Genomic DNA, 602 nt, shown 5'->3' with positions numbered 1-602 from the left:
TACCCTTTCCGGCGAATGTCCTCCGGCGTCGGCCTGCCGCCGCCCCCTCCCCCTTTATTTCGCCTCCAAGAGCATGGCGCCCCTGAGCCCGACCCACCGACGGAAGTCGGAGAAGCCTTGCTCCCCGCCTGTACCGCAAGCCGAGCCCCGTAGCGGCCGGTGGGCTCCTGGGCAAAATAAAGGAGGAGGCCGCCAGGCCGGGGGACATTTGCGCCAGGGGCCTACCGGCTGCTGGCGGGGCCCTCACGCGCGCGGCATGCTCGAACGAAGACAACGCACCATATCCACGGTGCACCCGCATCACCGAGGCACACGCAGATGGCCGCGCTCAATCCGCTGCGGCCGTTGCAACAGGACGCTCGCCTCCATTGGGAGAGGAGCCTCTTTTGTTGGGGTGCATTCGCGGTGATCCGCGTCTGCATTGCTGCGGTTGCCGAGCATGGCTCGGCACTACCGATTCGCGTGCTTTTTTCTTCGCTATTGCAGAAAAAAGACTTGGCGCGCGCTTCACATCCGCGTAGAATTCGGCCTCCAGCATCGTGGGGCCATAGCTCAGCTGGGAGAGCGCCTGCATGGCATGCAGGTGGTCGGCGGTTCGATCC

Annotated in this window: 1 protein-coding gene; it reads right to left on the bottom strand. The window is 65.0% G+C overall.

The window, feature by feature from the left end:
* Positions 1–328: 328 nt before the first annotated feature.
* The coding region (locus ACXJKH_RS21885; protein ID WP_457322536.1) for a hypothetical protein at positions 329–602 on the bottom strand (274 nt) is incomplete at its 5' end.

The organism is Stenotrophomonas sp. P5_B8, assembly GCF_054049855.1.
The sequence above is the reverse complement of the archived record's forward strand: the minus strand, read 5'-3'. Positions and strand labels throughout refer to the sequence as shown.